General features: G+C 62.5%; 14 protein-coding genes. 5 read left to right on the forward strand and 9 right to left on the reverse strand.

The genetic code is table 11. The annotated features are described in order from the left end of the window. Window positions 1-33: 33 nt before the first annotated feature. The 3 genes from tcuB to J7392_RS07980 are packed head-to-tail and all read right to left on the reverse strand — an operon-like array spanning window position 34 to window position 3153. On the reverse strand, window positions 34-1101 hold the full coding sequence (gene tcuB, locus J7392_RS07970) for a tricarballylate utilization 4Fe-4S protein TcuB (protein ID WP_209217066.1): 1068 nt from the start codon (window positions 1099-1101) through the stop codon (window positions 34-36). After that, window positions 1091-2476, reverse strand: coding sequence for an FAD-dependent tricarballylate dehydrogenase TcuA (gene tcuA / locus J7392_RS07975; protein WP_209217067.1), 1386 nt, complete (start codon window positions 2474-2476; stop codon window positions 1091-1093). The genes tcuB and tcuA overlap by 11 nt, the downstream gene beginning before the upstream one ends. Then, window positions 2473-3153 carry a GntR family transcriptional regulator gene (locus J7392_RS07980; RefSeq protein WP_209217068.1) on the reverse strand — a complete coding sequence of 227 codons (681 nt, stop codon included), beginning with the start codon at window positions 3151-3153 and terminating at the stop codon, window positions 2473-2475. The genes tcuA and J7392_RS07980 overlap by 4 nt, the downstream gene beginning before the upstream one ends. A gap of 89 nt (window positions 3154-3242) precedes the next feature. Between J7392_RS07980 and J7392_RS07985 the strand changes: the two genes are divergently transcribed. Then, window positions 3243-4289, forward strand: a complete 1047-nt coding sequence (locus J7392_RS07985; RefSeq protein ID WP_209217069.1) for an AbrB family transcriptional regulator — start codon at window positions 3243-3245, stop codon at window positions 4287-4289. Here J7392_RS07985 and J7392_RS07990 read toward each other — a convergent pair. The 6 genes from J7392_RS07990 to J7392_RS08015 form a co-directional block, all read right to left on the reverse strand. Next, entirely contained in the window at window positions 4264-5238 is a 975-nt protein-coding gene (locus J7392_RS07990) for a D-2-hydroxyacid dehydrogenase family protein (protein ID WP_209217070.1), read from the reverse strand. The genes J7392_RS07985 and J7392_RS07990 overlap by 26 nt on opposite strands. A gap of 9 nt (window positions 5239-5247) precedes the next feature. Further along, window positions 5248-5403 (reverse strand): hypothetical protein, encoded by a 156-nt coding sequence (locus J7392_RS07995; protein ID WP_209217309.1) that lies wholly within the window; start codon window positions 5401-5403, stop codon window positions 5248-5250. Window positions 5404-5413: 10 nt separating this feature from the next. Further along, complete coding sequence (locus J7392_RS08000) at window positions 5414-6229, reverse strand: universal stress protein (RefSeq protein WP_209217071.1); 816 nt, start codon at window positions 6227-6229, stop codon at window positions 5414-5416. A gap of 1 nt (window position 6230) precedes the next feature. Continuing rightward, a complete protein-coding gene (locus J7392_RS08005; RefSeq protein WP_209217072.1) occupies window positions 6231-7319 on the reverse strand; it encodes a 4-oxalomesaconate tautomerase in 1089 nt (362 codons plus the stop codon). Window positions 7320-7330: 11 nt separating this feature from the next. After that, window positions 7331-9361: a tripartite tricarboxylate transporter permease gene (locus tag J7392_RS08010; protein WP_209217073.1), complete on the reverse strand. Its 2031-nt coding sequence runs from the start codon at window positions 9359-9361 to the stop codon at window positions 7331-7333. A 73-nt stretch (window positions 9362-9434) separates the two neighbouring features. Then, window positions 9435-10511, reverse strand: a complete 1077-nt coding sequence (locus J7392_RS08015) for a tricarboxylate transporter (RefSeq protein WP_209217074.1) — start codon at window positions 10509-10511, stop codon at window positions 9435-9437. Between the two features lie 149 nt (window positions 10512-10660). On the opposite strand from J7392_RS08015, the gene J7392_RS08020 reads away from it, so the two are divergent. The 4 genes from J7392_RS08020 to J7392_RS08035 all read left to right on the forward strand — a co-directional run bounded on the left by J7392_RS08020 (window position 10661) and on the right by J7392_RS08035 (window position 17530). Then, the gene (locus J7392_RS08020; protein ID WP_209217075.1) at window positions 10661-11332 is read left to right on the forward strand and encodes a response regulator transcription factor; all 672 of its coding nucleotides are present in this window, start codon (window positions 10661-10663) and stop codon (window positions 11330-11332) included. Beyond that, window positions 11329-12699, forward strand: coding sequence for a sensor histidine kinase (locus tag J7392_RS08025; RefSeq protein WP_209217076.1), 1371 nt, complete (start codon window positions 11329-11331; stop codon window positions 12697-12699). Before J7392_RS08020 ends, J7392_RS08025 begins: the two co-directional genes overlap by 4 nt. 614 nt (window positions 12700-13313) lie before the next feature. Continuing rightward, a complete protein-coding gene (locus tag J7392_RS08030; RefSeq protein ID WP_247744505.1) occupies window positions 13314-14444 on the forward strand; it encodes an efflux RND transporter periplasmic adaptor subunit in 1131 nt (376 codons plus the stop codon). Beyond that, a complete protein-coding gene (locus J7392_RS08035; RefSeq protein ID WP_209217078.1) occupies window positions 14441-17530 on the forward strand; it encodes an efflux RND transporter permease subunit in 3090 nt (1029 codons plus the stop codon). Before J7392_RS08030 ends, J7392_RS08035 begins: the two co-directional genes overlap by 4 nt. The last annotated feature ends 146 nt before the right edge of the window (window positions 17531-17676 follow it).

Below are 17676 nucleotides of genomic sequence, written 5' to 3' on the forward strand. Positions count from 1 at the left end.
GGGGTCGTTTGGAAGCGTTGCTGGAGCGCAGCATCAGACCCTCTCCTGCCGCTGCGCATCTCTGACCAGTGCGGCCATTCGGTAGAACCCATGGGCCATCTTGGTGAAAGGCGTGAGCAAGAAAAACGCCAGCACCGCGCCGAGGTGTATGACCAAGAGCCCCGGCATCCAGCCGGTGCCGCCTGCCGCATAAAGCAGCAGACCAGACAGGCCGACAAACCCCAGCAACCCGGTAAAGGCAGTCTCACCGCCGAAAGCGTTGGTCGCGCCGAGCGATTTGTCGGACCGCAGCTTGAGCCAGACCATCTTGCTACAGCCCAAGACCAGCAGAACACCGCCGGAAAGGCCGAGGATCTTGGGGGCGGAGAACAGCCCGTAGGGGGCGGGCATATCGAGCAGGTAATGCATCAGCGTCGCCACGCTGGTCGAAGCAAAGCACAACAGGAACCCATACATGATCGCCTGATGCGCATAGCGGCGGGCGTGTGTAAATCGGTCTTCGTCCTCAAAATTGCAGCCATCACCGTGCCCGCCTTTAAGGTTGCGCATATTCGCGACCGAGGCGATGGCCTCGCGCAGATGCGACAGGCGCACCGAGCCGCCGCCCACGGTTTGCCAGTAGCGGCGCAGGCCGATGGCAATGCTTAGCAACGGAAACAGAAAGGCAGGCAGAAAGATCGCCACCATCGCGTTGTGGGACAGCACCGCATAAAACCCCTCACCCCCCGCAGCGGCCAGCGCACGGGCGGCCCAAAAGAGCAGGGCAAAGCCCAACACGGTGGCGAGCACGATGGCGAGGCCATTTTTCTGAAAGGCTTTCCCGGCGGCGCGGGGAAAGGCAAAATCTTCCCAACTGTCTTGGCGCAGATCGGCCAGGGCTTGGGGCAGGTTCAGGTCAAACTCATGCGGGGCGGTGTATTGGCAGGCGTAGTAGCAGCCCCGGCAATTGTGACAGAGGTTCGCCAGCTGCGTCAGGTCCCCGTCCGAGAAGGCGCGTTCGGCTTGCAGGGCCGGGAAGACCGAGCAGTAGCCCTCGCAATAGCGGCAGGCGTTGCAGATTTCGGCCTGACGGCGGGCCTCTTGAAGTAGATCAATTTGCATGGGCTGCGGCCTCCTTGCCTGCGATACGTCCGAAAACGGTGCCGATGGTCATGCCGAAACCGGCGAGGTAGCCTTGGCCCAAGATCGACCCGGCCATGGTTTCGCCCGCCGCCCAAAGGTTGCTGACAAGGCGGTCATCGATGGAACATTGTGCGTTTTCGTCCACCTTCAGTCCGAGATAGGTAAAGGTGACGCCGGTGCGCAGCGAATAGCCGTAGAACGGCGGTTCGGTGATCGGCCGCGCCCAGTTGGTCTTGGGTGGGGTGAGGCCGGATGTCGCCACGCCATCAAGTTCAGTGGGGTGAAAGCCGCTTTGATCGCCGCAGGCTTCGTTGAACACGGTCACGGTCTGCTCTAGCGCCTCACCGGGCAGGCCCATTTTGTCTGCCAGTTCCGCCAGCGTGTCGGCTTTGATTGGCGGGAAAACCGAAGGCATAAAGAGGTCCAGCGATTTCGCGTCGATAATGACATAGCCGACCTGATCGGGCTGGGCGGCCACCAGTCGGCCCCAGATCGCATAGCGTTTCGGCCAGACATCCTCGCCCTCATCATAGAACCGCTGCGCATCTTTGTTGACGACAATGGAGAAGGGCACGCAATCAAGCCGCGTGACGATCCCGCCATCGAATTTCGGTGCCCGCCCATCAATGGCGACGGCGTGACATTGGGTCGGATCGCCAACCTGTGCGATGCCTTGATCCAGCAGGTCTGCCAGCACCACGCCGCGGTTATAGGGCGTGCCGCGGATCAGGAAATTCTTTGCCGCGGGCCCCCATGCGCGTGCCAGCCAATCGGTGTCGGCCTGAAAGCCACCAGAGGCCACGACGACGGATTTGGGCGAAAGGCTCTTGGCGGCCCCTTCATGGGTATAGTCCACCCGCGTCACCCGGTCGCCTTCCAGTTCGAGATGGGTGACGGCAGCCTCATAGAGCACATCCACGCCCAGTCCTTCGGCGGTGCGATAATAGGCGTTTACAAGGCTCTTGCCGCCGCCGCGAAAGAAGGCGTTGGTGCGCGCCAGTGACAGGGTGCCCGACAGCGAGGGTTGAAACCGCACGCCATGGGCTTCCATCCACGGCAGGCATTCCTCGGAAGAGCGGATGGCGAGACGTGCGAGATGTTCATCCGTCTTGCCACCCGTCACCTTCATCAGATCGGCGAGGTATTCCTCTTCGGTGTAGCTTTCGACCAATGGGCCCAAGGGGCCATGGTGCATGCAGCGGAAGTTGCGGGTGTGGCGCGAATTGCCACCCCGGTAGGGTTTCGGCGCGGTCTCAAGGATCAGCACGCGGGCGCCGGTCTCGGCGGCGGTGATTGCGGCGCAAAGCGCCGCATTGCCGCCACCGATCACGACGATATCGTAGGTCTCGGTCACAGCAGGTCTCCGTCATAGGTGTCATCGCGCGAGGGCTGTGCGCGCAGGGCGCGTACCCGGACCCGTTGGGCCGCTTCGATATGGGCGCGCATCGCCGCTTCGGCGCGGGCGGCATCACGGGCCTTGATCGCATCCAGAACGCCAAAGTGTTCCTCCACCGCTTTCTCGGCGCGATCCGGATCAGTCAGCGTCGTTGGGCCGAGGATCATCAACGTCTTTTGCAGCGTATGGATCGAGCGGGTCAGAAAACGGTTCTTCGCCGCGTCCAGAAGGGCTGCGTGGAACTGGCGGTTGAGTGTGAAGGCTTCGGGCACATTGCCCAGGGTGGCAAGCTGCTGGTTCATGTCCTGTAACTCTTCGATCTCGATGTCCGAGGCAGCGCGGGCGGCGAGCCGCGCGGCGGTGCCCTCCAGCACTGCGCGCATCTCGTAAAGTTCCATCACCTCGGCGTAGTCCAGCGTGCGGATGCTCGCCCCTTGGCGAGGGATGTGGGCCACGACGCCGTCCGCTTCTAGCTGGCGGATCGCTTCGCGCACGGGGGTCCGGGAGACGCCCAAGCGCTCGGCCAACTCCGTTTCACGCAGGCGGTCACCGGGGTTGAGCCGTCCGGCGCGAAGTTCATCCATCAACTGATTGTAGGCAGAGTTGCCCTGCGGTGTGCGGTCTTCTTCGCTCATGGAAACCCCCTCCGATAGGTATTGCATACAGGTGGATACAATCGTATCCAGAAAGGGTCAAGCCCGGAAGAAGAAGTGAGTTGAACCCTATGCGCCTCTCCCAACCGACCCGCCGTCGTGCGCTGACCTTGATCCTCGCCGCGGCTGGAACTTTGCTCTTTTGGGGGCTCGACCTGCCGCTGCCTTTTCTGTTCGGGCCGATGGCGGCCTGTCTCATCGCGGCGCTGTCGAAAGTGCCAATCAAAGGCTTCGGTCAGGTCTCGGTCGCAGCGCGCACGATCCTCGGGGTGGCGGTTGGCGCTTCGATCACGCTCGACCTGTTTCACCAGCTTCCGCAAATGGCGATGTCCGTGGCCTTGGTGCCGGTTTTCATCGCTCTTATCGGGGTGATCGGCGTGCCATTCTTCCGCCGTGTCTGGGGGTTCGACGCGCCCACGGCCTATTACGCCGCCATGCCGGGGGGGCTGCAGGACATGGTGATCTTTGGTGCCGAAGCGGGGGGCGATCCGCGCGCGCTGTCGCTTATCCATGCCACGCGGGTGCTGATTATTGTCACCCTCGCGCCTGCCTTCCTGACGCTGGCTTACGGGGCGGGGCTGACCAATCCCATCGGCGCGCCGGTGACGGAACTGCCGGTGGGGGAGATGGCCCTGATGGCCGCCGCCGCCCTGATCGGCTGGAAGGGGGGAGAGCGGATTGGCCTGTTCGGCGCGTCCATCCTTGGCCCCATGATCGTGACCGCCGTTCTATCACTGGCCGGCCTGATCCACAGCCGCCCGCCAGCCGAGGCCATCCTTGCCGCGCAGTTCTTCATCGGCTGCGGGATCGGCGTGCATTTTCTGGGCGTGACGTGGAGAGAGCTGACGCGGGTGGTGCTGGCGGGCATCGCCTATGTGCTGGTGCTCGCCGTCTTGGCCGCAGGTTTCACCGGGCTCGTCACTTGGGCCGGGTTGGGCGATCCGGTCGAGGCATTCCTTGCCTTCGCGCCGGGCGGGCAGGCCGAGATGACGGTGCTGGCCATCGTGACCGGTGCGGATTTGGGCTTTGTCATCACCCACCATCTGACCCGCATCGTGCTGGTGATCGTCGGCGCACCGCTGGTCGCGGGGCTTATGGCGCGTAGACGGAAGGGTTGATCGTATGGATTGGTGCGCCTGCTGCATAGGCGTTCACCTGCTCGAAAATATCCGTGAATTGCTTGTCGAACTCATCTTCGGTGACAAAGCCGATATGCGGGGTGGCAATCAGCTTGGGGTGGGACAGCAGCGGGTCGTTGGGATCGGTCAGCGGCTCCTTGTCAAAGACATCCACCGCCGCTGCGCCCAGATGTCCGGCGTCGAGCGCTTGCAGCAAGGCGCCCTCGGCAATCAGCCCGGCGCGGGAGGTGTTCACTAATACCGAACGCGGCGGCATGGCACCGAGGTCGTCGGCGGTGACACTCCCGCGCGTCTCAGATGTAAGCCGCAGATGCAGCGAGACTACGTCGCATGTCCCGAAAAACGCCGCGCGGCTCTCGGCGACGGTCTCGCCATCCGCTTGCGCCCGCGCGCGCCCGGCCTCGGAACTCCACCAGATGACCTCCATCCCGAAGGCGCGGGCATAGTCAGCCACCACACGCCCGATGCGCCCATAGCCATAAAGCCCCAGCCGCCGCCCGCGCAGGCTGCGGCCGACGCCCATCTGCCAGCTGCCCGCTTTCACGCTGGCCATCTGCTGCGGCAATTGCCGCATGGCCGCGAGGATCAGCGCAAAGGTCAGTTCCGCCGCCGCGTGGTTGGCCCCATCCGCGCCTTTGTTGGAACACAGCAGCACGCCCTGATCGGTGCAGGCCGCGATATCCACATGCGGATAGGCGCCGCGTTGCGAGATCAGGCGCAGCTTCGGCAGGCGCTCCAGCAGCCCCCGTGTCACCTTGGTCCGCTCGCGAAAGAGCACGACGCAATCGGCATCCTGCAAACGCGCCGCCAAAATCGCCTCATCGGGCTGATGGTCCGTCCAGACGGTGACATCATGCCCCGCCAGCAGGTTAAAGCAGGGCAGCCCGCGCAGCGTGTCGAACCAGTCGTCGAGGATATGGACCTTCATCCCGGGCTCCTATGCGGAAAGCGCATTGATTGCTTTGCTGACCCGTTCGTGCAGGATCAGCAGATCGGGGTCGCGGTCTTTCTGCGTGCCGAGGCTGGCGATCAGCTCGGCGCGCAGATTCTCAAGATCTCGGCGGGCGGTGTGGATTTTCTCGTAATTGGTCATCATTGGCTTCTCAGTGGGACAGCAAAACGGGGATCTTGATTTTCTCAAGCACTTGGGCGGTCACACCCCCAAGGAAATCTTCGCGAAACTTGGAATGTTCATAGGCACCTAGGACCAGCAGCGAGGGATCGTGCCTTTCGCAGTAGGACAGTAGCGTCTGCGCCACAGGATGGGAGGTGGGGAAGTTCTCATGCACCGCTTCGACGCCGTGGCGATCGAGATGGGTCATCAGATCGGTAATCGGCCAAGCGGTGCGTTTGCCCACTGTCAGAACGCTGACCCGGCCATCGGCCTCAAGCAAGCGCAGGCTGTCCGACAGCGCCCGCGCGGCGGCCCGACCGCCGTCCCATGCCAGTGCCGCGTGGCTGTGCTGCGCACCCGCGTCATAGCCTGCGGGCACGACGATCACCGGACGCCCGGATTGCAATGCAATACGATCTGGGTGGTGGGTCACATGGGCGTCATCACTCTCGGTCCGGGCACCGACGATCAGCATATCATAATAGCGCGCGCCTTCGGAAAGCAGCGTGTCGACGCGGCCCGTCTCTTCGCGGAAATCCAGCGCGTCGCCCAGATCAAGTTCGGGCCGCAAGTCTTCGAACCGGCGGGTGACTTCGGCCAAGATTTCGCTATTGGCGGCCTCCAACAGGGCGCGGGCCTCTTCGGGGATCCAGCGCGAGCGGCGGTCGATCACATCATGCGCGGTATGCGCAAGGATCGCCGTTACATGTGCGCCACGCCGCTTCGCGAGCGAGGCCGCATAGCGCAAGGCGGCGACCGAGGCGTCGGACCCGTTGAAGGCGACAAGCAGGTTCATCACGGGCATATCAGCGGCCCTCCCAAATGTGCGAGGGGACAAAGACACAGCCATCTGCCAGTTTGCGCGCCGTCCGCAGCAGCCCGGCGGAGTTCAGCGCGAAGCCGTCCGACGTGTCGTAATCCACCAGCACGTCGATCGTCCCCGAGGCATGTTCAAGTACCACATCGGCGGGGCTTTGGCCGGGACGCTTAAGCAGACCGTCTGCAACACTGCCGGGGGTGAGCGCGCAGGAAGCAAGGCATTGCGCCCCGGTCACCGCCATGGAGGGGTGCGTGTTCCACGGCATGAAATAGCGCGTCGCGATGGTGCCGCCGTTTCGGGCCGGGGCGAGCAGACCGAACTTCGGCGTAACGGATTTTGCCACGTCTCCCATGCCCATGGCGGCCCCGGCCTGAAGGCGGATGGCCTCCATCCGCGCAAAGAAATCCTTGTTCGCATCGAGCTCGGCGACGCTTTCATACCCCGTCAGGCCAAAGTCCGCCGCACGGGCGATGACCATCGGCATGGCCACATCCATGCAGGTGACGTCGATCCCGTCAAAGGTATCGCGGATGTTGCCCGTGGGAAGGAAGGCCCCGGTCGAAGAGCCGACCACCCCCATGAAGTTTAGTGCCACGGCGGCCCCGGCACCGGGCACACCCGCGATCTCGGTGTCGCCGTCATAGGTGAGCACGCCGCCCGGAGTCAGCACTTTGGAGAGCACCTTGGCCCCGGTGTTGACGGCATGGATCTTCACATCGGTCACATCGCCACTGGGTTGGACGAGGCCCAATTCCACTGCCGCAGGGCCGACACCCGATAGGATGTTTCCGCAAGTCGGTTTGAAGTCGACCAGCCGATCCTCGACCGAAACTTGGGCAAAGAAATAGTCCACATCGGCCCAAGCGTCGTCCGAAGGCGATAGCATCGCGACCTTGGTGGTGACCGCCGCGCCGCCGCCGATGCCGTCGATGTTGAGCGGATGGCCCGAACCCACCACGGCGAGCAGCACTTCGGCCAGAGTTTCGCGGTCTTGGGGCAGATCCGCGCGGTTGAAGTATGGCCCCCGCGAGGTGCCGCCGCGCATGAAGAGATAGGGGATAGCTGTCTGTGTCATCTCTAAGCTCCTCAGTTCAGCGGCCAGGGCAGATCGACTGCGCCTTGCAGCAGACCTGGTGGGAAATCACGGTTGAGTGCCCCGGCCATGACGCACATCAGCGCGATGCCGCAGGCGGTCAGGATCAGTGTTTTCGGCCAATGCGCCTGTGCGCGGACCCGCAGGAAGCTGATTAAAAAGCCCAAGAGCGCGAGGATGAAGCCGACGAAGTAGGTGGCGACGATCAGCCCGACGAACCAAGCCAGCGTGCTCCAGAGGCCATAGGGCGCATCCGCGTCCTCGCCCGAGACTTCCTTGTCAGCAAAGATGGGATCGCTTTCAGGCCGCAGGATCATCTGCGCCAGCAGGATCAGCAGGGCGGCCAATGCCACCCCTCCCACGACTAGCGGCACGATCTTGTCGGTCATGTTGTAGTCAGGGATCAGTGAGGCATTGATCAGTGCGGCCACGACGTAGCCCATGAGGGCCAGCAAAAAGACCAATGGCGCGCGTTTGGAGCCGGACTGCACATCGCCTTCGGCCATGATCGACTTGGCCTGCCGCAGACCCAGCACGACCGAGATCACGGTGATGATCAGCAACACGATGACGATGGGAGAGAAGATGTACTCCATGCCTTCCTCAAAGGATTTGCGGAAGCGGAAAGACGCGATCTGGAAGGCTTGGTTCGAGAACTTCTCGACCGGGTTCGACAGCACGAAGCCGATCAGAAAGGCCGGGCGCGACCAGTCGAAGCGGCGCAGGAAGATGCCGATCAGGCCAATCACGAAGAGCGCGAGGATGTCTTCGAAGTTCTGCCCGGACTGGAACGCCGCGAAGGAGATCAGCATGAAGAGGAACGGCGCGAGGTAGGTGAAGCGGATCGTGGTCAACTTGGCGATGCCGCCCGAAGCCGCGATGCAGACCAGCGTGCCCACCACGTTTGCCAGCGCCAGCAGCCAGACGATCGAATAGGTAATGTCAAGGTTGTCGCGCAGCATCGAGGGGCCGACTTCGATCTCGCCAGAGCCCAAGAGCGCGATGGCACCGATAAAGATCGCCATAGAGCCGGAACCGGGAATGCCGAAGAGCAGGGTAGGGACCAAACCGCCGCCCTCTTTCGCGTTGTTCGAGCTTTCCGGCCCGATCACGCCGCGCACTTCGCCTTTGCCGAAGTTCGATTTGTCTTTCGTCGTTTGAACCGCGTGCCCATAGGCGATCCAGTCAACGACCGATCCGCCGAGCCCGGGGATGACGCCCACGACCACGCCGATCAACGAGCAGCGCACCGACAGCCATTTGTTGGCAACCCAGTCGCGCACGCCTTCGCCCCAGCCCGCGCCGAGTTTGGCTTCTTTAGAAATCGCCCTGTCTTGGCGCAGAAGCGATACGATCTCTGGCACGGCAAAGATGCCAAGGCCGACGATCACCAGTTTCAAGCCGTCCGTCAGGTAGGGGATGTCATAGGTCGCCATGCGCAGGGAGCCGCCCGCGTCGGCCTCACCGATGGTGCCGATCAGCAGGCCGAGGCCCGCCGCCGCGAGACCTTTGAGCGCCACGCGACCCGCGAGTACCGCCACCATCGATAGGCCGAGGATCGAGATCATCAGCATTTCGGGCAGGCCGAAGGACAGGACGATGGGCCGCGCGATGACGATGAACATCGTCAGGAACGCCGCGCCGACCAAGCCGCCGAAGAGCGATGACGTGAAAGCCGCAGAAAGCGCCCGCGCGGCTTGCCCCTTTTTGGCCATCGGAAACCCATCGAGCACCGTGGCTTGGCTGGCCGAAGAACCGGGGATGCCCATCAAGACCGAGGCGAAAGTGTCAGAGGTCGGCACCACCGCGACCATGCCGATCATCAGCGCCAGACCCAGCACAGGGTCCATGCCGAACATGAAAGGCAAAAGTAGCGACAGCCCCGCGATCCCACCGAGACCGGGAAAGACCCCGACAGCGAGGCCCATGACCACGCCCAGCACCAGATATCCCAATACCATAGGTTGCAGAATGAGAGCCCATGCCTGGCCAAGCGCAGGCAGAGCGGTTGCGAACAGATCCATCGCACCGACCTCGAAATGTTAGATTAAAGGGGAGGGGTGGCCCCGGGGCACGCCGGGGCCGTGGGGGTCTCGCTTACTTCAGCGAAACGCCATAGGCTTCTTGCAGCCAGTTCGTGACGAAGGCCTTCGCCTCATCAGAGACGGTCGTGCCGCGCTCGGTCGCCTTGGCCGCGCCTTGGCCGACGAAGACAGGGTACTTCCCGACACGTTTTTCGGCGATCTGGGCAAAGTCGTCGCGGTTGCGCACCGCGTCGAAGGCCGCCGTGTAGGTCGCGATCACGTCATCGGGGGTGCCTGCGGGCAGGAAGGCGATCTTTTGCACCGGGAAACCGGCGATGAAGAAGGCTTTCCACGCGTCCCAAGCCTCGCCCTCGGTCTCGCAGCCTTCGGTGGCTTCGCAGACTTCCTTGAAGGTCGGAATCTCGGGGAAGGTGGGGTCGCGGACGATATTGCCGTCCTCGTCCAGCGCGCCCCATGTCATCATCGGCACGGCTTGACCCTTTTCCACCAGATCGGCAGAGGCTCCGAGGTAGCTCGAAGAGGTTTGGTAGTCGATCGTAGCCTCGCCGCGTTCAAACATCAGGCGGCCATCGCCGCGACCCTTGATGCCAAAGACTGGCTCGACATTCATCCCCAGCATTTCCCATGCCAGCAGCGGCACGAGGTCGAGGCGCGTGGCCCCCTGCGAGCCGTAGATGAAGTTGATGTCTTTGAGGTTATTGGCTGTGCCGTCAAATTTCTCCCCGTCGGTGGGGTTGAGATAGGCAACGCCGCCGGTGCCCGAGGCCATGACCGGGCTCCAGTCGCTGTACTCATAGCGCACACGGGGATCATCCAGCAGATAGGGGAACTGCGTCGAGCCGGAGGTGCCGAAGAGCACGGTGCCGTCTTCATGCTCTTGCTCTTGGAACCAGTTGGCGCCTTTGGTCGAACCGGCGCCCGGCATGAACTTGACGACCACGGTGGGGTTGCCGGGCAGTTCTTCGGACAAGAGCGGTGCAAAGAAGTTGGCCCATTTGGCCGAGCCGCCGGTTTCCGAGAAGGGGATAACCCACTCGATGGTTTTGCCTGCAAAATCGACCTCGGCCAGCGCCGGGGCGGCGAGGCAGGCGGCGGATGCAGCGGTGGCGGCGAAATACTTGATAGTCATAGGTGTCCTCCCGTAGACATTCTGTACCGGTCAGACTTTCACGTCTGCCGTCGTTCGGATTTGTTTAGGGAACGAATCCCTCCTCCAACACGGGCACTCTGCCTTTCCAACCTTGCGCGAAACTTGCGCATTAGGATTAAGTTTTAATCATGCGCATTACAGTCATCGAAGACAATGAGGCCCTTGCCCAAGGAATTGCCCATCGCCTCCGCGACCGCGGCCATGCGGTGGACCTGCTGCATGACGGGGAAGACGCCGATGCGTTTCTGCGCCACGAGGGGGCAGATCTGATCGTGCTGGATTGCAACCTGCCCGGTTGCGACGGGCTGGAGGTTCTGACCCGCCTGCGCCGCCGGGGCGATGGCACGCCGGTAATCCTGCTGACCGCGCGGGCCGAGACGTCAGAGCGCGTGGCGGGGTTGGACGCGGGGGCCGATGACTACCTGACCAAACCCTTCGAGATGGATGAGCTTGAGGCGCGGCTCCGGGCCATGGCGCGGCGCAAAAACCTTGAGTTCGCCGCCCGCGACGCGATTGGCCCCTTGGTCTTTGACCGCACGAACCGGCAGTTGTTGGAGAATGAGCAGCCACTTGCCTTCCCCCGTAAAGAACTGGCGACGTTGGAATGCCTGCTTGAACGGCGCGGGCGGATCGTTTCGAAATCACAACTGATCGCCCATGTCTACGGCACCGGGGCCGAGCAGGAAGACAGCGCGATCGAGCCGCATGTCTCGCGTCTTCGCAAACGGCTGGAGCCCTTTGGCATCCGCATCAAAACCGCGCGGGGCCTGGGTTATATGTTGGAGGTCGACAGCGCATGACTTCGATGTCGCTGCGGTCTCGGCTTTTCATGCTGATCCTGCCGCCGCTGCTGCTGCTTTCGATCGTTCTGGGGTTTTGGCGCTTTGAAGTGGCGCAGCGCACCTCTGAAACTCTGTTCGACCGGAGCCTGCTGGCCGCGGCCTTGGCGATCTCTCGCGATGTCGCGATCTCAGGCGGCGACGCCCTCTCTCCCAGCACGCGGGACTTCCTATCGGACGCCGGGGGCGGCGAGCTTTTTTACCACGTCACGGGGCCGGGTGGCATCTACATCACCGGCTACGCCTATCCCCCCGTCTCTGGGGCCCGCGCGAGCGAGGATCGGCTGAACTACACCATGTCCGAATATCGGGGCGAGCCTGTCCGCGTCCTGCGGATGCGGGAAAGCACGACCATCGGCAACCTCACGGGCGACACGATCGTAACCGTCTGGCAAAGAGACAGCGACCGAAACGCCTTCGCCGCCGCTTTGGCGCGCCGGGCGGCGGCTTTGATCGCCAGCCTGATGGCGGCCCTTGCCTTTGTGGTCTGGTTTGGGGTCAAGATCGGCCTGCGCCCCCTGAACGATTTGCAAGACGCGATTCAGCACCGATCCCCCGATGACCTGCGCGATATCCGCCGCGCGGTCCCGGCCGAAGTCTTTGGCATCGTTGCCACCTTGAATCGGCTTTTCGGACAGGTGCGGCAGAGCATTGAAGATCACCAAGTCTTCATTTCCAACGCCGCGCATCAGCTGCGCAACCCTGCATCGGCGCTGTTGTCGCTGGCCGAGGTTTTGCCGGAGGTCAGCGACCCGCAAGAGCGTCGTCTGCGCGAACGCGAATTGATCGCCGCCGCCCGCAAATCGGCGCGTCTTGCCAATCAGTTGCTGTCTCTCGAACGGTTGCGCTACGACGAGACGTCAACATTCGACGCGCTTGAGCTTAACGCTGTTGCTGCCGAACTGTGCAGTGACTTTGCCCCGACGATCCTGTCGCGGGACATAGGCTTTGGCTTTGAGCCATATCCTGGCCCTTTGCCGGTGAATGGCGACAGCGTGCTATTGGGTGAGGCGATCACCAATCTACTCGAAAACGCATTGTCCCATGGAGGTGCAGGCCTCTCCGCGATCCGCGTGAGCACCACGTACGAGGCAGGGTATGCGCTGCTGACCGTACAAGATGACGGCATCGGCATTCCCGAAGGCGGCACGCAGGCCGCTTTTCAAAGGTTCGGTCAATTGAGCGAAGGGGAGGGCAGCGGGCTTGGGCTTGCCATCGTTCAGGATGTCCTGCGCCGTCACGGTGGAGACGTCGAGCTGTTGCCGCAGGAGCGGGGGTTAATCGTGAGGTTGAAAGTTCCGTTGGTGTCGCCGGTCGCAAAGCCCTGACACAAACCGCGCGCCGCTTGCTACTCTGTCGACCGTCATGGTTTGAAGCAGACTTTCTGTTCAAAAGCAAATTCGCCTCCTCGCAGGTATCTTAGCCTAATGCAATTCGATTTTTTGGTCTGCAAGCGGCGCATAGGAAGCGGCAAGCCGACAGAGTTACGACGGTGCGACAAAGCGCGAATGGCCGTTTTGGGCCGTTCGTGTTGAACGGCACTAAAGGGCTCGGAGCGGTCATTAGCTGCGCATCACATGGTGGTCGTCTACGCAGACGCAGCTGCCGCTCGGCGCGGCAACGCGAGTGTCCCCTTTGTGAAGTCCGTTTTGCGGCGCGTCCTTCATCTCGATGATCTGGATCAAATCTCCGCAGGTATCAGACACCCCCACTATTTGACCCGAACGATAATTTATTAGCGACGGAATATTCTTCGCTCTTCGTATCAGAAGCAGCACAAACATCGCAGGGTCTCTCTTTACCGCTAAAATTCGCACCGCCCTAACTGATCATAGCGTAGAAGGTCCCCCCGTTCGGTGGAGATGCTCTGTCAAAATGCGCAGTTCGCAAGAGGCATGAACCTTCGTCCCATCTACAGCGCCTTTCAGGAGCCATGAAAAATTTGAAGAAATTATCTTACGCCGTTCCCTCCCTCCTGATCATTGCAGGGGCCTATGGCTTCGCATTCGGCGTGCCCGATGAGGTTGCGCAACTCTGGGGTGGCAGCGCCACAGAGGCTGTCCAAGCCCCCCAAGACGCGCGTCCCGGGCGGGGGCGCGGTGGGGCGGGGCGGACGACGACGGTCGTTCTGGAACCGCTTGAGGCGCGGTCATACACGCTCATTCTACGCACCGTTGGCAGCGCCGTGTCCCTGCGCAAGACCGAAGTGACCGCGACCGATGCAGGCGAGGTGGTCGAAACCGCGCTTGAGGTCAATACGATGGTGCAGAAGGGCGATGTCCTGTCGAAACTGGACGACCGCACGGAACGGCTGGATCTTGAGATTGCCGAGGCGAACCGGGATCAGGCGCAGGACACCGTCACCCGCTATGAGGGGCTGCGCAGCAATGGCAGTTCCGTGGTGACCGACGTCAGCCTTTCTGAAGCGCGGATCGCGCTGCGACTGGCCGAGGCCAATGTCGGGCTTGCGCAGGTCGCGCTGGATGACCGCACGATCAAGGCGCCGATTTCGGGCCGTTTGGGGCTGAGCGATGTCAGCGTCGGCGACCGTGTGGCGAGCGGTGAGACCATCGTGACCATCGACGACACCACCAGCCTACTGGCCACATTCGAAGTGCCGGAACGCTCCATCGGTCTCCTGGCCGAGGGCAAGCCGGTCCTCGTTTCGACACCCACCTATGCGGGGCGTATTTTCGAGGGCAAGGTCACCGCCTTTGACAGCCGTCTCGACAGCGTGACCCGCAGTGCCACGGTGAAAGCGGAGATCGAAAACCCCGACGGGCTGCTGCTTGCCGGCATGACCTTCGCCATCCGCATGACCGAAGAGACTGATCCGCTGCCCGTCGTGCCCGCAACCGCCATCACATGGGACCGCACCGGCGCGGGCATTTGGGTCGCGGAGGAGGGCAGTACGGCCCGTGTTCCCGTAACCATCCGCTACCGCGAGGGGGATCGGGTCTGGGTTGAAACCGAAGCGCCCATAGGCGCGCAGATCGTGGCCGAAGGTGCCGCGAAACTGCGTGAAGGCGCGCAGGTCACCGCCGCTGGCGCGCGCGGGGGACCGGACGCATGAGCTTTGAGAAAAAGGCGCATAAGGCCGGTTTTGCGGATGTTTTCGTGGCGCGGCCCATTTTCGGGATCGTGTTGAACCTGCTGATCATCATCGCCGGGCTGGCGGCCTTTGCCAGTGTCGATATCCGCGAAATGCCGGATGTTGACCAGCCCGTCATCTCTGTCAGGACCGACTACGAAGGTGCGGTGCCCAGCACGGTCGACACCGAAGTGACCCAAGTCCTCGAAGACGCGCTGAGCGCGCTTGATGGCATGTCCTATATCGAATCCACTTCGAGCATGGGGTCGAGCCGGATTACCATCGACCTTTCGGATGGCACCGATGTGAACGTCGCCGCCAATGAGGCGCGCGAGATCGTATCGGGGGCCTTGCGGTCCTTGCCCGACGATATCGAAGACCCCAGCGTGAGCAAAAGTGACAGCAACGCGGATGCGATCATCCGTCTTGCGCTGCTCGGCGATGCCAGCCTCGACACATTGACCCAACTGGGGGAGGGGGTCGTCTATGAACGGCTTTCCCTAATCGACGGCATTGCCGAAGTGACCCTGCGCGGGGAACGCGCCAATGAGTTCCGCGTGGCGGTGAACATGCCATCTTTGCTGAGCCGTGGCTTGACCATTTTCGATGTCTCCACCGCACTTGCGCAGCTTCGCGACGATACCGCACTGGGCTCGCTTTCCAGCGAAACGCAGACCCTCTCGCTCCGGGTCGGCAGCAAGGATGTCACCGTAGACACCATTAACCAACTGCCGATCAACGATACGACGCAGGTGGCCGACGTCGCCTTTGTCCAACTGATCCCCGAAGACACCAGCGTCTACACCCGCGTGAACGGGGAGACGGCCATCGGCCTCGACATCACACGGCAGTCGGTTGGCAACACGTTGGAAATCTCGCGCGATGTGACTGCCGCTGTTGAGGAATTGCAGACGCAAATGCCTGAGGGCGTGCAACTGTTGATCACGTCAAACGACGGTATCTTCATCGAAGGGTCGATCAACGAGGTCGTCAAATCCATTCTCATGGCCACCGGTATTGTGGTGGTCGTGATCTTCCTGTTTTTGCGCTCTCCTCGGGCGACATTGATCCCCGCCGTCACGATCCCTGTGGCCTTGATCGGGACGCTGGCGGCGATCTGGCTGACGGGATTTTCTATCAATACGATCAGCCTTTTGGCGCTGGTTCTGGCGACGGGGATGGTCGTGGATGACGCCATCGTGGTGGTCGAAAACATCGTCCGCAAACGCAAGTCCGGCATGGGAGCTTTCGCTGCCGCGGCGTCGGGCACGAATGAGGTGTTCTTCGCCGTGATCTCGACCACCGCGACGCTTGCTGCCGTATTCATCCCGATTTCCTTTCTGCCGGGGCAGGCGGGCGGGGTCTTTTCCGAATTCGGCTTTGTGCTGGCCTTTGCCGTCACCCTGTCGTCGATCACCGCGCTGACCCTCGCGCCTGTCCTCTCGGCCCTGCTGGACCCCGGCAAAACTTTGGCCAGCGCGGAAACCGCCGCGCCGGGCGTCTTGGCGCGCGGCTTTGACCGGGTGATGGATTTCGCCATCCGCACGCCGCTGCTGGTTCTGTCAATTGCCATCGGCTTTGCCATGATCGCGATGGGGGCCGCGATGACCCTGCCGTCTACCGTCACCCCGGAAGAGGACAGGGGGTTCTTCCTCGTACAGGCGCGCGGCGCGTCGGATACGACGATCGACTACCTTGATGCGCAGGTCGCGTTGGTCGAAGACATCCTCGCCCCCTATCGGGAGAGCGGGCAGATCGAGACGGTGCAAAGCATCATCGGTGTTGGCGGCGGCACCAGTGCCTTTATCGTCGTTCGTCTGCCGGATTGGACCGAGCGTGACTTTACCCAGCAAGAGTTGATTGGCCAGATCAGTGGGCAGCTGGCCTCGGTCCCCGGTCTGCAGGTCAGTGCGCGGTCGACCAATAGTCTGAACATCCGCGGGGCGGGCGGCGGGCTGAGCTTTGCGGTCACGGGTACGAACCTTGCGAATATGACCGAGGCGGCCGACAGCCTTGTCGCCGCGATGGCGCAGGATAACACCTTCCTGAACCCGCAATTGTCCAACAACAGCGTCAACGCCCAGTTGGAGGTGACAGTGGACGACAGCGCGGCGGGCGATATGGGGCTCAGCGGTTCTGACGTTTCCTCCCTCGTAAGTGCCATGGTGCAGGGCGATGTGGCGGTCAGCGTCTTTTCGGATGACGTCGAAGTGGACGTGAACGTTGTCCCCGGTGGGCCGCCGATCAACGATCCGTCGGATATCGCTTCGATGTCCATCCGGCTCGACAGTGGCGCCTATGTGCCGCTGTCCTCGGTCGCCTCGCTCGACATGGTGGTGAGCGACGCGCAGATCGAGCGTTTGGGCGGTGCCTTGTCCGTCTCCTTGCAGGCCAACCTTGGCGAGGGTGTTGACCTCTCGACCGCGATGGACAGGGTGCAGGCCCTTTCCCAAGAGGTGCTGCCCGACGGAATGGGCATCACCTTCACCGGAGAGGCCGCGACGCTCGACGATTCACAAGGCGGTATCTACATGGTCTTCGGCGTGGCGTTGATCGTGGTTCTGCTGGTGCTGGCCGCCCAGTTCGAAAGCTTCGCCAGTGCGGTCGTCATCATGATGACGGTGCCCTTCGGCCTTGCGGCTGCTTTGTTGGCGATCTCCATGACGGGCGGGTCACTGAACTATTACAGTCAGATCGGCCTTGTGATGCTGATCGGGGTCATGGCCAAGAACGGTATCCTGATCGTCGAATTCGCCAACCAGTTGCGCGAAGCGGGGGAGGATATCGACAGCGCCATCCGAAGCGCGCTGCGCCTGCGCATCAGGCCCGTGATGATGACGATGGTCTCAACCGTCTTTGGCGGACTGCCATTGATCTTGACCTCCGGGGCAGGGGCCGAGGCACGCATCGCCGTCGGCTGGGTCATCGTTGGCGGTTTGGGCTTCGCCACGGTGTTCACGCTGTTCCTGACACCGATCTTCTACCGCTGGATCGCCGTCTGGGGAGCAACACCGGGAGGGGCGGCGCAGAGATTGGAAACAGAGATGGAGGCGACCGCGGGGGCGTAGTGGGACGGTGCCAGTAGTTGCAGCGTTTCCAGATCGCACGCCTAAGTGCCCGGGCGCGATGGAGACACCGATCGCATTTGCATCCCTGCCCCCAGCCGAGACGGGGGCGCCATAGACCACGCGCCACTATGCGGGTGATGGCAAAC

The organism is Sulfitobacter sp. R18_1, from assembly GCF_017743915.1.
GTDB lineage: Bacteria > Pseudomonadota > Alphaproteobacteria > Rhodobacterales > Rhodobacteraceae > Sulfitobacter > Sulfitobacter faviae.

Bases quoted from the DNA above. Each gene is read 5' to 3' on its own strand.
- tcuB (WP_209217066.1), bottom strand. From the start codon at position 1,101: ATGCAAATTGATCTACTTCAAGAGGCCCGCCGTCAGGCCGAAATCTGC.
- J7392_RS07980 (WP_209217068.1), bottom strand. From the start codon at position 3,153: ATGAGCGAAGAAGACCGCACACCGCAGGGCAACTCTGCCTACAATCAG.
- J7392_RS07985 (WP_209217069.1), top strand. From the start codon at position 3,243: ATGCGCCTCTCCCAACCGACCCGCCGTCGTGCGCTGACCTTGATCCTC.
- J7392_RS07990 (WP_209217070.1), bottom strand. From the start codon at position 5,238: ATGAAGGTCCATATCCTCGACGACTGGTTCGACACGCTGCGCGGGCTG.
- J7392_RS07995 (WP_209217309.1), bottom strand. From the start codon at position 5,403: ATGACCAATTACGAGAAAATCCACACCGCCCGCCGAGATCTTGAGAAT.
- J7392_RS08000 (WP_209217071.1), bottom strand. From the start codon at position 6,229: ATGCCCGTGATGAACCTGCTTGTCGCCTTCAACGGGTCCGACGCCTCG.
- J7392_RS08005 (WP_209217072.1), bottom strand. From the start codon at position 7,319: ATGACACAGACAGCTATCCCCTATCTCTTCATGCGCGGCGGCACCTCG.
- J7392_RS08010 (WP_209217073.1), bottom strand. From the start codon at position 9,361: ATGGATCTGTTCGCAACCGCTCTGCCTGCGCTTGGCCAGGCATGGGCT.
- J7392_RS08015 (WP_209217074.1), bottom strand. From the start codon at position 10,511: ATGACTATCAAGTATTTCGCCGCCACCGCTGCATCCGCCGCCTGCCTC.
- J7392_RS08020 (WP_209217075.1), top strand. From the start codon at position 10,661: ATGCGCATTACAGTCATCGAAGACAATGAGGCCCTTGCCCAAGGAATT.
- J7392_RS08025 (WP_209217076.1), top strand. From the start codon at position 11,329: ATGACTTCGATGTCGCTGCGGTCTCGGCTTTTCATGCTGATCCTGCCG.
- J7392_RS08035 (WP_209217078.1), top strand. From the start codon at position 14,441: ATGAGCTTTGAGAAAAAGGCGCATAAGGCCGGTTTTGCGGATGTTTTC.